Here is a 13,346-nt window from a genome sequence, read left to right as displayed (position 1 = left end):
ATCTCTCCTACTCCGACACCAAACGGCTGCGGCCGGTACGCCCCCGAACAGGGGACGTACCGGCCGAAACCACGTACAAGCGACGCGTTACTTAGCGGGCTCCGCGGGCGGCAGCGGCGCGTTCACGGTGCTGAAGTACTCGATCGCCGCCGCGATGGCGACCGGGGCGCCTACCACGATGGTGCCAGCCATGGCGCCGAGCGGGCCAAGGGTCATGGCGCCGGCGAGGCAACCCGCGATGGGGCCGCCGCCGAGCAGCAGCGCGACCGGCAGAGTCAGGCCGAGGCCGAGCACACCACCAGCAACACAGCCGACAACCGCAGCGCCGATCGCGCCGACGATCGCGCCCACCGCGGCGCCCACCGACAGGCGGCTACCGAACTTAGACCAGGCGGCTTGTTCACGCTGCTCGGCGGCCTTGTTGGAGACCTCCTTGGGCGCGAACGCGGCCGGGCGGTAGTAGGCGCCTTCCAGCACCGGCTGCAAGGTCGCCTTGTTGCCGTCGATGGTGGCGCTGATCGGGTAGACGATGTCGTCCACGTTCACCTCGAGCGGCACGCCACCGACGATATCGCCTGCGGGGGAAAGGATTTGGAACTGTCCGTCCTTGACCACCAGGCTGCCCGCGTCGGTGGTGACGACGGCGGAATTACCGTCGTTGTTGGTGGTGTAGTTGATCACGCCGGGCACGATCGGAACGGTGAACCCGCCCTGCGGTGCAACCGGGGCCGGGGCGGCGCCGGCGGTACCGCCCGCAACCGTCAGGGCGGCCACCGTAATCATCGACGCCGCAGCGAATTCCCTCATCCTCATCGTGCTGTACCCATTCCTAACTCTGTTTCGACAGTCCGCGCTTGCCTGGGCTAACACCCGGCATGCGTCGGTAAAGTTAGCCTAACCTGAGTGGGAGCGCAATGGGCAGGTTCCTTCCAGGCCTCGGTCGGAGACGCGTCATCGATCACGCGACCCCTCCCGACGACATCAATGCGATTCGGGGACAACATGTTCACGACGTGCAGCGGCATCGCGATGACCGGTCACGACCCCACGATTCGCGACCGCGATCAGACCAGGTGGGGCGGCGAAATGTGCGTGCCCAGTAGCGACGATCAAGTAGCAGGCGCGCCGACCACCAAAGCTAGGCGTCCGCCCAAACCACCCGCCAGCACCGACGCACTGCCGGCACAGCCACCGCCGCAACGCGTCTAGCGGAGCAGGAAGCCTCATCACATTCGGCACCGATGCTTCTTTGCCCTGAGGCCCCCTTGCTGGTCGTGGCGACTCGACGAACACATACCACGATGCGCATATGACAATTTAGGCATCTCGTGAGCGCGCAGTCTGCGGCCCCGCGACCTCCAGACCAGTTGCCGGATTACCACCCCGGCGCAGGACCGGTTGCCGGATTGCCTTTTCGCAGTCGGACACTTGGGCACTCGGCCAGTCAGCCAGTCAGCCACTCGGCCAGTCAGCCACTCGGGCACTCGGGCACTCGGGCACTCGAGCACTCGAGCACTCGAGCACTCGAGCACTTGAGCACTCGAGGCGACGCTAACCGCACCACACACCAGCAGCACGTAGGTCGTCGCCATCGCCGCGAGCGCGCCACCGAGCACGCCCTCGCGCGCCGCGCTCGCCGCGACACGCTGAACGGATCTCGTACCACCGCGCGGAATTGAGTTGCCGACGGCCGCTCGCACGCCAGCATGTGTGACGCAGTGAAATAAGAGCAATCATCTCGAAGCAGATCGACTCCCCCTCGAGGCATCCGAGCTGGGCTGGGCATATCGATCCCATCGTCGGTCGCGCATCGTGAGCGCTGCACTCCATGTGCGCTACTCAGCTTTCATTCAGCTAATATCGCCTCGCGAGCGGCTGGCTGACCTGGCCGACCTGAGTCAACTATCAATCCTGGTGAGGTTTTTCGACGTGAGTCGGCAACGAGAAGTTCAGTCCGGCGCGTCGCGGCGTGCCCTCCGTCCCCTGATCGCCGGCGCGCTACCCCTGGCTCTGGCCGTCGCCTGTTCCGACGCCTCCGGTCCGCAGCAGGTTGCGTCCACACCCATCCCGGGCTCCGCGATTACTCAGCCGGCCATCCCGCAGTCGCCCACCACGCAGGCCTCTGTTCCGCCGGCCCCGGGCCCCCACACTGCGCCCTCGGCCGGTGACCGTCGGGTCCCCCGCTACTCCGCACTTCAGCCCGGCGTGAGTACCGCGATTCCCGGCCCCGCGGTTTCTCGCCCCGCACCTGTGCAACCGGGCATCGTCACCGAACCGCCCCGCCCACCGGTCGACTACCTCGTGCCGGAGAACCGTCGACCGATCCCGGCCCCCACGCAGGCCCCGCCGATCGTCGTACAAGAACTTCACCTCCCCACCCCGGTTGCCCCCGTGGTCCCGATCGCTCCGCCGCCGCGCACGCTCCGCCTCGGCGACTACACCCGGCCGGTCCCGGACACCGTCCCCGACCGCCTCCTCGATCCGGTGAACACCACCGCCGCGAACATCGAAGCCGCGATCTCCACCGGCGGCCGCTCCATCGGCATCGACCCGGGCCGCGCCGACAAGATCGCGGCCGGGATCGTCGCCGGAGCCGCCCTCGGCGCTGTCGGCGCAGGCGTCCCGGCCGCCATCGTCGGCGGCGTGGCCGGTGCGGCGGTCGGCACCTTCATCGGCACGGTCGTCTCGACCCCGGTCTGGATCGCGAATCCGGTCATCGCCATCACCGTGGGCGGCACTGTCGGCGGAGTCATCGGCGGCGTCGCCGGTGCCGCCGCGGTCGGCATCCCCTTCGCCCTCGGTGGAGCCGTCGCGGGCGGAGTGGCCGGCGGACTGCTGGGCGCCAGCCTCTGAATCACCGCATTGCGGGCCTGCCGGCCGGAACTACAAAGTGCGGGCCGAAACCGGCAGGCGCAGGCCCGGACCGCCAGACGCGGACCGAACCACCAGACGCAGGCCGATCCACCAACGGCCGCACGGTAATCCGTGCGGCCGTTGGTGAAAGCTCTACCCTCAGCTCAACTTCAGCGAGCGCCCGATGATCTCCTTCATGATCTCGGTGGTGCCGCCGTAGATGGTCTGCACGCGGGCATCCATGTACGCCTTGGCGATCGGGTATTCCTTCATATAGCCGTAGCCGCCGTGGAGTTGGAGGCAGCGGTCGATGAGGTCGACCTGCTCCTCGGTGCTCCACCACTTGGCCATGGCGGCGTCTTCGACGGAGAGCTTGCCGGCGTTCAGGTCCTCGATGAAGCGGTCGACCATGAGGCGGACCGCGGTGGTCTTGGTGGCGAGTTCGGCGAGGACGAAGCGTGTGTTCTGCAGGGCGCCAATGGGTTTGCCGAAGGCTTTGCGGTCGCGCACGTACTGGATGGTCATGTCCAGGCAGGCTTCCATGGCGCCGGCGGCCATGACGGCGATGGACAGACGCTCCTGGGGCAGGTTCTGCATGAGGTGGATGAAACCCATGCCTTCGGTGCCGAGCAGGTTCTTACCGGGAACGCGGACGTCGGTGAACGAAAGTTCCGCGGTGTCTTGGGCTTTGAGGCCGAGCTTGTCGAGGTTGGCGCCACGTTCGAAACCGGGCATGCCGCGCTCGACGACGAGCAGGCTGAAGCCCATCGCACCCTTGTCGGGGTCAGTCTGGGCGACCACGATGACGATGTCGGAATTGATGCCGTTGGTGATGAAAGTCTTGGCGCCGTTGAGGATCCAGTCGTCGCCGTCCTTGACCGCGCGGGTTTTGATGCCTTGCAGGTCCGAGCCGGTGCCGGGTTCGGTCATGGCGATGGCGGTGATGATCTCGCCGGAACAGAAGCCGGGCAGCCAGCGCTGCTTCTGCTCGTCGTTGGCCAATTCCAGCAGGTACGGCGCGATGACGTCGTTGTGCAGGGTGAACCCGAGCCCCGAGTACTGACCGCGCACGGTCTCCTCGGTGATGATGGCGTTGTAGCGGAAGTCCTTGACGCCGCCGCCGCCGAACTCCTCCGGCACGGCCATGCCGAGGAAGCCCTGCTTGCCCGCTTCGAGCCAGACGTCGCGATCGACGATCCCCTGCTCTTCCCACTTCGCGTGGTTCGGGGCGACATGCTGATCGAGAAACTTGCGGAACGACTCCCGGAACAAATCGTGTTCGGGCTCGAACAGTGTGCGCTCCACACCAACCTCCTAGTGACCACACCCGGGCGGTCCACACCGACCCGTCGTTGCCACCACGGTACCCCGAACGAGAACCACAGTTCACTTCTGGGGCTTGAACAATTGCCTCACCTGGTAATCAGGTGACATTCTCAGGCAACTGGATTGGGAAGACCGAATCAGGCGGGCAGTCCCATGCCGCGAGCCAGGACGGGCCAGGATCGCAGGAACGCGTCCTGCCAGTAGCCCCAGGAATGGGTGCCGACGGGGGTGAAGTCGTAGGTGGCGGGGATACCGAGTTCGTTCAGCCGGTTTTGCAGGTTGTGCGAACCCCAGTTGGTCGCGCCTTCTAGCGCGCCACCCAGTGCGACCTGGTTGGCCAGCCCGCCCGGACCCGGCAGCGCGTGCGTCCCGTCGAGGGTGTCCCACTGTCCGGGCAGACCGGAACCGCTGGAGATGAACAGATCGGTGCCGCGCAGCCGGTCGGCGTGGATCAGCGGATCGTTCTGCGCCCATCTCGGGTCGCCCTTGGGGCCGTACATATTGTCGGGATTGCCGCCGCCCGCGCGCACCACGGTGCTGACGAAGTCGTAGCCGACCGGGTCGCTGATCTGCGCGGCGCCGCTGTAGGCCGCGACCGACGCGAACAGCCCCGGTTTCGCTTCGGCCAGCTGCAGCACCGATGTGCCCGACATCGACAGGCCCGCAATGGCATTGGCGCCGTTCGTGCCGAGGGCCGCGTCGATCAGCGGGGGCAGTTCTTCGGTGAAGAAGGTCTTCCATTTGTTGACACCGAGTTCCGGGTCGGCCTCGACCCAGTCGGTGTAGTAGCTGAACTTGCCGCCGACAGGTTGGATGACGTTCACGTCTTTGCCCGCGAGGAATTGCGGAACGTCGGTCTGCGCCGCCCAGGTCGCCTTGTCCTCGCCGCCGCCTGCTCCGGGGAGCAGATACAGCGATGGGCGCGGGACCGAAGCGTCGTTCGGGCGTTGCACATCGATCTCGATGTTCTTGTCCATCGCGGCGGAATAGACCTGGAGCTCGATGGTGCGGTCGTCGACGATGTCATAGCTCGCGATGCGTGAGCCGTCGGCGGACTGCGGTGACGCCAGCAGGTGACCGGCGGCAATGATCGGATCCACCGGGGTCGCGGCGGTCGCGGGGCCGGTTGAGGCGACGCCTAGGCCGCACACCATTGCCACCACACCCGCGAGTACCGCCGATTGCTTGCTCATCCACACCATGGCGCAACCGTACGGAACAGTTGCTGAGAGATTGCCTACCTGATTATCAGCGGACCATCAGGCAGTTGGCGTATCACTCAACGCAATCCCAGCTCAGGCCGAGCCGCACCGCACGGGACAGACCCACGCGACACACAGGTTTGCCGGGACAGTGCGACAGGACTCACGTCCGGAGCGACCGTTGCGGTGACATTCGCGACTCTCGGCCCGTGTCGATTCCCAGTCCGGCCCGGGTGTTCGGAAGCCGAACATGCCACTCCCACCGCCGAGGATCGGCGGTTGCGCTTGGCGATGCTGGCAGCCGAACGCGAAACGGTGCTCGCTGCCCGGAGTTAGGCATCGCGGGATCCAGGTCATTGCGTTCGATCAGCGCGGCCGGCACTCTCGACCTGACCGCGGACCCGTCCGACCTAAACGCGAACCCGCCCGACCTGAACGCGAACCCCCGAGCTGAACGCGGACCCGTCCGAGCTGACCGCGGACCCGCCCGAGCTGAACGCGGACCCGTCCGAGCCGACCAGGAACCCGCCCGACCTGAACGCAGACCCGTCCGAGCCGAACGCGAACCCGCCCGAGCCGAACGCGCGCAGTGGCGCCCATCGCCCTCGCCGCCGCTCGCTGAACGTCCATTGGAGCGGCGGTGCGGGCGTTATGGCCGTGCGGACTATAGGGGCAGCAGCCCGCGCAGACGTCCGGTGAGCGTCCGACCGGGGTCCCGGTCCCGCTCGGCGAGCAGGAACTTGATCTCCTCCTCCAGCGCCTTGCGCACCACGTCCCGCAATTCGGCCGCGGCGGCCTCGACATTGTGCTCGTCGCGCCACGGTTCCGGATCGATCGGCGCTCCCGCCGAGAAGTAGAACCGCTCCGGACGCGGAATCAGCGTCGGGCCCAGACCGCGGATCAGCGGTGGCGTCAGGTTCGACTTCAATCCGACCGCCTCGACCACCTTCCGCAGCGGGCTCATCGCGGGATGCTGCCCGTCGAAGACGATGTCGTATACGTCGTCGCCGCCGATCATCGCGATCGGCACGATCGTCGCGCCCGCCTCGATCGCCATTCGCGCGAAACCGGTGCGCCCGGACCAATCCAGGACATACTTCTGGCCCCCCTTGCGGCCGACCGCCTCGCGGCCGCCGCCCGGAAAGACGATCAGCGCCTCGCCCCGCCGCAGCAGCGCCATGCAATTGTGGCGGTTGCCGCGCACGATCCCGAAGTGCTGCAGGAAATCTCGCAGACCCGGCACCCCGATCAGCACGTCTTCGGCGAGCCCGCGCAGCAGCCGGCCGCGGCGGCGCAGCACTTCCGGCAACAGCAGCGGCGCGTCCAGGCCGCCCACCAGCGTGTGGTTACCGACCAGCAGCACCGGGCCGTCGGCAGGAATGTTGTCCAAGCCGTAGAAACGTGGACTGGTCCAGGCGCGCGTCGGCGCGGTGATCGCGTCGATCAAGAGTTTGTCGGTCTCGCTCAACCGCACGTCGAGCGGAGCTCCATCGGACAGAACTGCCTCAACAGGCAAGGATTCAGGCATCGGTGTCCCCATCGAATGTCGGATCCCAGCACATCGTCGTATTGGAATAATTCCCCTGCGCCGCAGATAGATACGGCCGTGTGCGCCACAGATTACCGTATGCGACTGCAACAAGTTATAGGTGTCGGGTACCCCTCAGCAGCGCCTGAAACCTCGCACGGCCGTGACGCCGACAGGCGCCTACCGTCCATGCCGATGCTGTCTCCCCTGAAAGATCGCTGTCGGCCACCGGCTTCCGCTGAGCCGGAACGACTCGACCCACCCGCGTCGAAGCGCGGTAACCAAATCCATCAGCGATAGCCCACCGCTAACCATCACGCCGCAAACACGGCGACCGCGCAGACGCTAGCGGCGATTGCCTGACGCCCGCTCATTTCTTCGGCACCCACCTAGAGACGCAGGACCCACAACCAACCATGTGCGACATCCCGCGACTAACAGATGGGCCGGTGAGTTCACAACGCGATCGCGCGGCTGAGGTCACCCAGCAGCGTGTAGTGCGCACCGACCAGCGTGTTCATACGGCTGGAGGGCGCGGAACACCATGTTCGTGCGGCCGACTGGAGGGCGCGGAACGCGAAATTCCACCCGAGGTTCCATGACGCCGGTGCCATCTCGTGCATTCTTCGGCTGTAGGGCCCGCGATCACGCGACTCCAGCTGAGGGCACAGACCAGCGTGTCATGCGGCTGCTAGGCGCAGAAAGCGAGATGCCACCTGGGGGTTCTATGACGCGGATGGCATCTCGTGCATTGCTCGGCTGTTGGGCTCGCGATCACGCGACTCCAGCTGGGATTTCCGACCAGCGTGTTCACGCGGCTGCAAGGCGCAAAAGCGAGATGCCACCTGCGGTTCTATGACGCAGGTGGCATCTCATCCATTCTCCGGCCGTCGGGCCGCGATCACGCGACTCCAGCGGGTAACGCCGCTCGCCGCGTATTACTCCGGCTCGGGCCCGGCCCCGTTGGTGGAGGCGTGGGCATACTCCGACAGCGCCGCGGCCAAGGAGTGCGGCACGCGGGCGTGGACCCGGGTTCCGCCCTCTTCGTGGGTGGAGTCGATGATCCGGCCGTCGGCGTGGATGCGGGCGAGGAGATCGCCTCGGGTGTAGGGCAGCAGAACGCTGATCTCCACATCGAGACCGCCGAGGACCTCGGCGAGCCGATCCCGCAATTCCGGCAGGCCCGCGCCGGTGTGCGCGGAGACGAACACCGCGTCCGGGAGCATGGCGTGCAGGCGGGTCAACTCCATCGGATCCACATTGTCGATCTTGTTGACCACCAGCAGTTCCGGTGGCGCGACGGTGCCCTGCTCCTTGATCACGTCGGTGATCACCTCACGGACCGCCTTGATCTGGCCGGCCGGCATCGGGTCGGAGCCGTCGACGACGTGCAGCAGCAGGTCGGCGCCGGTCACCTCCTCCAGGGTGGAGCGGAAGGCCTCGACCAGCTGCGTCGGCAGGTGCCGCACGAAACCGACGGTGTCGGTGAAGACGACCTCGCGGCCGTCGTCGAGCGCGGCCCGGCGAGTAGTCGGGTCCAGGGTGGCGAACAGCGCGTCCTGCACCAGGAGTCCGGCACCGGTCAGGCTGTTCATCAGGCTCGACTTGCCCGCGTTGGTGTAGCCGACGATCGCGACCGACGGGATACCGCTGCCGGTGCGGCGGGCCCGTTTGGTGTCGCGCGCGGTCTTCATCTCGCGAATTTCGCGGCGCAGCTTGGCCATTCGCTCCCGGATGCGGCGACGATCGGTTTCGATCTTGGTCTCACCGGGACCGCGCAGACCCACACCGCCGCCGTTGCCGCCCGCGCGACCACCGGCCTGCCGGGACATGGACTCACCCCAACCGCGCAGCCGCGGCAGCATGTATTCCATCTGAGCGAGCGCGACCTGCGCTTTGCCCTCGCTGGAGGTGGCGTGCTGGGCGAAGATGTCCAGGATCAGGGCGGTCCGGTCGATCACCTTGACCTTGACGACCTTCTCCAGCGCCGTCAGCTGGGCCGGGGTCAGTTCACCGTCACAGATGACCGTGTCGGCGCCGGAGTCGAGGACCACGGCGCGCAGTTCCTCGGCCTTGCCGGAACCGATGTAGGTGGCCGGGTCCGGCTTGTCGCGCCGCTGGATCAGCGCCTCCAGCACCTCCGAACCGGCGGTTTCGGCGAGCAGCGCCAGTTCGGCCATGCTCGCTTCGGCCTGCGCGACGCTACCGGTGGTCCACACACCGACCAGCACCACGCGTTCCAGGCGCAGCTGCCGGTACTCGACCTCGGTGATGTCGGTGAGTTCGGTGGACAACCCGGCGACGCGGCGCAGCGAACTACGCTCCTCGACCTGCATCTCACCGACGGTGGGGTCGGGCCCGTCCGGATCGGCGGCCCACCCGGAATGGGCGGTGCCTTTCAGTCGCTCCTCGCGCGCTGCCATGCGGGCGGCGTGTTCGGCGACCACATCGCGGGCATCCGCGGTGCTTCCGGCCGTCTCGGTGCCGTCCGCACCGTCGGCCGGAGTCATGTCAAAAGTCTCTGGGTTCGTCATACGCCCTCCATGCTGCCACGTTGCCACGCCGTGACGCATATCGAATATCGCGGCGCGTCCTGTGACGAGCCGCTGAGTGTCAGGTTTGCAAGATCATCGGAACCGGGGCGGCATCGTGCGGGTGGCGCCCGCCGTCCGGGCCGGAGGATCTCGGGAGAATGTCGGCAGCGCGGCTCGCCGCGATGATCGCAGTGCGGAAGTCCGGTCCCAGCGGTGGAACTGGGGCGGGAGCCATGCAGCGGTATCGATGCGACGCGACCGGCCGGGGCCGGCGTCGGATGAGCGGACGGCGGGCAGCGGTGATCGGAATCGCCTTGCCCCCGTGCGCGTTTCATCGAACGCGACAGCGAGTGCCGACTAGGTGAGTGCTGCGAATTTCCCGTACATGAAGCTCACCGTACCGCCCGCGCCACCGCCCCGCGACTCATTTTCGCCGTCGCGGGCTCGGTGCGATGTGGATCAGTGCAAGACGCTGTAGACAGCGGACAGCACGAAGCCGTGATCGACGACTTCGCAGTTCACGGTGCCCTGGTAACCGATGCCGCAGGTGGTCTGATCATGGGTGATCTTGTGTCCCTCGGGCAGCACCTTGGCCTCGGGGTGCGTGAACGTTTGCTCGGGCGAGTTCAGGAAATTGGCGGCTTCCCACCGAGCTACGCGCAGCTGGTTCGTGCCGGCGGGGGCGTCGAGGGAGACGGCGTCGCAGCCGGTGTAGCCGTTGTTCCAATAGATGGCGCAGTGCCGGCCGTCCGGGGTGGTGAAGAACACGGTGCCCTTGTAGGCAGGGTCCGCGACCAGATAGTCGGCGGGGTTGACGGGGACATAGTTGTCGAGATCCCCGTCGGCGGCGGCCGGTGCCGCGGTGGCACAGAGACCGGTGGCGAGTGCGGCGACAGAACAAGCGATAAATGCGGATCGGCTGGACATAGCGTGTTCCTTCCCAGATGGTGTGGTGCACGTACGGTTCGAGCCCCGGCATCTACTGCCGCCCCACTCCGTTCGTCGTTCAGCACACCCGATCCGTTAACCCCCGCACCCCTCCGAGTACGAGTTCAACAGAATCGCACGGCGCGAAACGAAGATCAGGCGGTCTGCCACCACTGTTCGGCCAGCCGACCGCTCGCGACCAGGACCGAGGGGCCGCGCAGGGTCGCCGCACCGGCGGTGAGGGTGACGGTGACCTGACCGCCGGGGATCCGGACGATCACCTGACCGGTGTCCTGCTGAATGTCGAAGCCCTGGTGCGCCAGCGCGGCGGCGGCCGTCGCGACGGTTCCGGTTCCGCAGGAACGGGTCTCGCCGACACCGCGCTCGTAGACGCGCATGTCCACCGCGCCGCCGGAGTCCAAGGGGGTGAGGATTTCCACGTTGACGCCACGGGGGAAGAGTTCGGGGTCGAAGCCCGGTGAGGCCGACAGATCGAGTTTGCTCAGCGATTCGGCGGTGAGGCCGGGGTCGACGCAGGCCAGGTGGGGATTGCCGACATCGATACCGATACCCGGGTACGCGCCGCCCGCGATGGTGGCGGTCGATGGACCGAGTTCCCGGACATGGCCCATGGCGACGGTGACCTCGCCATTGACCGCGTCGGCCGTGTGCACGGTGACCGGGCGGGGTCCACCGCGGCTGCCCACCACGTAACGGTCTCGGGTCTCCAAACCTTTGGCCGCGAGGTAGTGCGCGAATACGCGGACACCGTTGCCGCACATTTCGGCGATCGAACCGTCCGCGTTGCGGTAGTCCATGAACCAATCGTCGGCGGCGATACCGGCGGGAATCTCGGTGAGCACGCCCGCGTCGAGCAGGGCGCCGGCGCGCGCCACCCGCAGCACACCGTCGGCGCCGATGCCGCGCTGCCGGTCGCAGAGGGCGGACACCCGGTCGACGGAGAGCTCGAGACGGACATCGAGGTCCGGCAGCACCACGAAATCGTTCTGGGTGCCGTGCCCCTTGGTGAACTCGATGTCGGTCACGTTGCTCGTCTCCTCGCTTCTCATCGGGCAAACGTCCGGCGCTGCCGGGAAATTTCGTACAGGGCGACCGCGCCCGCCGAGGGCGCGCCCAGCGAACTGGCCGTGCCGCCCATCGGGATGGATACCAGATCGTCGCAGGCCGACAGCCATGCCTGGCTCATTCCACTGGTTTCGTTGCCGACTACCAGGATGGTGGCCTCGGTGAAATCCTGGTCGAAGATCGCGTGCGTGCCGTGTTCGTCGGTGCCGACGATGCGAGTGGGGATGCCGCGCTGGATCTGCCGATCCCGGAAGGCGACCACCTGGGCCGCGCCCGAGGCACGGAGCACCGGCATCGCGAACAGCGAACCGGTGGAGGCGCGCACTGCCTGCGGATCGTACTGGTCGGCGCCGTGACCGGTGACGATGACGCCACTGGCGCCGAACGCGTCGGCCGAGCGGATCAGGGTGCCGAGGTTGCCGGGCGAGTTGGGGCGGTCGAAGACCACGATGATCGGGAAATCTCCCGGCTCTCCCGGCTCGAAGGTGTCCAGGCTGTCCTGCCGGGACTCCGCGACGGCCACCACTTCCGGTATGCCGGTGGACTTCTCGCCGAGCTCGGCCATCAACTCCGGGACCAGTCCGATGCACGGCACGTCGGTGGTGTCCAGCAATTCTCTTGCCCAGCTGGACAAGTCGGGCGCGCCGAGGCGGTAGAGCAGTGTCTCCAGCGGCCAATCGTTGGCGATCGCCTGTGTGATCGGGCGCACGCCCTGGATCAGGAACCGGGAGTCACGGTTGCGGGTGGCGCGGTTGGTCAGATATGCCTGCCAGACCTGGACCGAGGCATTGCGGGTGCTCACCCGGCGAGCGCCGCCGTCCTCGGTGCGGCCCGGCCGGTGCCGAGAGTTCTGGTTCACTGCGTTGTCCGTTTCGTCGAGTCGAACCGGTCGGCGATGCGCGGTTCGGGTGCGCCGGGTCCGGAGGTGAGAGTTGCTGGGGCGCTGGGTAATTCCGCGAGGGCGGTCGCGACGATATCCGGATCGGCGCCGTCCACCCAGCGCACACGCGGGTCCCGGCGGAACCAGGACCGTTGCCGCCGAACATAGCGCCGAGTGCCGATCAGGGTGCGCTCCCGGGCCTGAGCCAGGTCGTACTCGCCATCCAGGTAGGCCAGGACCTGTGCGTAGCCGATGGCACGGCGGGCGGTGACACCGTCGCGCAAGCCCTGACCGATCAGGCCGCGGACCTCGTCGACGAGACCCGTCTCGAACATCAGCGCGGTACGCAGCTCGATCCGGGCGTCGAGTTCGGCCGTGTCCCGGTCGACGCCGATAATGGTTGTGCCCCAACGAGGTTCGCCGATGGTGGGTGCGGAGGCCGCGAAGGGCCGGCCGGTGAGTTCGACGACCTCGAGCGCACGCACCATGCGGCGGCCGTCGGTCGGCAGGATCGTCGAGGCCGCCGCGGGATCGGCCCGCTTCAATTCCTTGTGCAACGCGGCGACGCCATGGTCGGCCAGGAACTCCTCCCAGCGCGCGCGGACCGCCGGGTCGGTCGCCGGGAACTCCCAATTGTCCAGTAAGGCTTGCACATACATCATCGAACCGCCGACGATCACCGGCACATGGCCGCGCGCCATGATCGCCTCGACGTCCGCGATGGCGGCGGACTGGTACGCGGCGACCGTGGCGTACTCGGTGACCTCCAGCACGTCCAGTTGGTGGTGCGGAATCCCGCGCCGTTGCGCGACAGGCAGTTTCGCGGTGCCGATGTCCATGCCGCGATAGAGCTGCATCGCGTCGATATTGACGATCTCCCCGCCGAGCCGCTGCGCGAGCTCCAGGCCCAGATCGGATTTACCGGTGGCGGTGGGCCCGACCACGGCGATCGGTGTGATCTTCTTCGTCACCACCCACCACCCGCTACGTCGTGGTGTGGCGCGACGGAC

General features: G+C 67.2%; 11 protein-coding genes. 1 reads left to right on the top strand and 10 read right to left on the bottom strand.

The window, feature by feature from the left end; genetic code table 11:
• Positions 1-87 precede the first annotated feature (87 nt).
• The gene (locus tag BJ987_RS16225) at positions 88-807 is read right to left on the bottom strand and encodes a DUF8020 domain-containing protein (protein WP_245365989.1); all 720 of its coding nucleotides are present in this window, start codon (positions 805-807) and stop codon (positions 88-90) included.
• 1,122 nt (positions 808-1,929) lie between these two features.
• On the opposite strand from BJ987_RS16225, the gene BJ987_RS16220 reads away from it, so the two are divergent.
• Positions 1,930-2,853, top strand: a complete 924-nt coding sequence (locus BJ987_RS16220) for a hypothetical protein (protein ID WP_307869631.1) — start codon at positions 1,930-1,932, stop codon at positions 2,851-2,853.
• A 159-nt stretch (positions 2,854-3,012) separates the two neighbouring features.
• Here the strand turns inward: BJ987_RS16220 and BJ987_RS16215 are convergent, their stop codons facing one another.
• The 9 genes from BJ987_RS16215 to miaA all read right to left on the bottom strand — a co-directional run bounded on the left by BJ987_RS16215 (position 3,013) and on the right by miaA (position 13,310).
• The gene (locus BJ987_RS16215; protein ID WP_209890366.1) at positions 3,013-4,158 is read right to left on the bottom strand and encodes an acyl-CoA dehydrogenase family protein; all 1,146 of its coding nucleotides are present in this window, start codon (positions 4,156-4,158) and stop codon (positions 3,013-3,015) included.
• A 158-nt stretch (positions 4,159-4,316) separates the two neighbouring features.
• A complete protein-coding gene (locus tag BJ987_RS16210; RefSeq protein ID WP_209890362.1) occupies positions 4,317-5,372 on the bottom strand; it encodes an alpha/beta hydrolase in 1,056 nt (351 codons plus the stop codon).
• 673 nt (positions 5,373-6,045) lie between these two features.
• Positions 6,046-6,855: a lysophospholipid acyltransferase family protein gene (locus tag BJ987_RS16205; RefSeq protein ID WP_307869630.1), complete on the bottom strand. Its 810-nt coding sequence runs from the start codon at positions 6,853-6,855 to the stop codon at positions 6,046-6,048.
• Between the two features lie 509 nt (positions 6,856-7,364).
• Positions 7,365-7,523 carry a hypothetical protein gene (locus tag BJ987_RS16200; RefSeq protein WP_209890357.1) on the bottom strand — a complete coding sequence of 53 codons (159 nt, stop codon included), beginning with the start codon at positions 7,521-7,523 and terminating at the stop codon, positions 7,365-7,367.
• Positions 7,524-7,847: 324 nt separating this feature from the next.
• Positions 7,848-9,332 carry a GTPase HflX gene (gene hflX / locus BJ987_RS16195; RefSeq protein ID WP_372446940.1) on the bottom strand — a complete coding sequence of 495 codons (1,485 nt, stop codon included), beginning with the start codon at positions 9,330-9,332 and terminating at the stop codon, positions 7,848-7,850.
• Between the two features lie 570 nt (positions 9,333-9,902).
• Complete coding sequence (locus BJ987_RS16190) at positions 9,903-10,370, bottom strand: hypothetical protein (RefSeq protein ID WP_209890353.1); 468 nt, start codon at positions 10,368-10,370, stop codon at positions 9,903-9,905.
• A 155-nt stretch (positions 10,371-10,525) separates the two neighbouring features.
• Positions 10,526-11,407: a diaminopimelate epimerase gene (gene dapF / locus BJ987_RS16185; RefSeq protein ID WP_209898497.1), complete on the bottom strand. Its 882-nt coding sequence runs from the start codon at positions 11,405-11,407 to the stop codon at positions 10,526-10,528.
• A 29-nt stretch (positions 11,408-11,436) separates the two neighbouring features.
• The gene (locus tag BJ987_RS16180; RefSeq protein WP_307869629.1) at positions 11,437-12,315 is read right to left on the bottom strand and encodes a TrmH family RNA methyltransferase; all 879 of its coding nucleotides are present in this window, start codon (positions 12,313-12,315) and stop codon (positions 11,437-11,439) included.
• Positions 12,312-13,310 (bottom strand): tRNA (adenosine(37)-N6)-dimethylallyltransferase MiaA, encoded by a 999-nt coding sequence (gene miaA, locus BJ987_RS16175; protein ID WP_372446866.1) that lies wholly within the window; start codon positions 13,308-13,310, stop codon positions 12,312-12,314. Before miaA ends, BJ987_RS16180 begins: the two co-directional genes overlap by 4 nt.
• Positions 13,311-13,346 lie beyond the last annotated feature (36 nt).

It is taken from the genome of Nocardia goodfellowii, assembly GCF_017875645.1.
In the GTDB taxonomy this organism is placed as follows: Bacteria; Actinomycetota; Actinomycetes; order Mycobacteriales; family Mycobacteriaceae; genus Nocardia; species Nocardia goodfellowii.
This window is presented reverse-complemented; position numbering and strand designations above follow the sequence as displayed.

What these genes read in the sequence shown, in the direction of transcription:
- hflX (WP_372446940.1), bottom strand. Translation starts at nt 9,332, where the DNA reads ATGGCAGCGCGCGAGGAGCGACTGAAAGGCACCGCCCATTCCGGGTGG.
- BJ987_RS16200 (WP_209890357.1), bottom strand. Translation starts at nt 7,523, where the DNA reads ATGGCACCGGCGTCATGGAACCTCGGGTGGAATTTCGCGTTCCGCGCC.
- BJ987_RS16225 (WP_245365989.1), bottom strand. Translation starts at nt 807, where the DNA reads ATGAGGGAATTCGCTGCGGCGTCGATGATTACGGTGGCCGCCCTGACG.
- BJ987_RS16210 (WP_209890362.1), bottom strand. Translation starts at nt 5,372, where the DNA reads ATGAGCAAGCAATCGGCGGTACTCGCGGGTGTGGTGGCAATGGTGTGC.
- BJ987_RS16190 (WP_209890353.1), bottom strand. Translation starts at nt 10,370, where the DNA reads ATGTCCAGCCGATCCGCATTTATCGCTTGTTCTGTCGCCGCACTCGCC.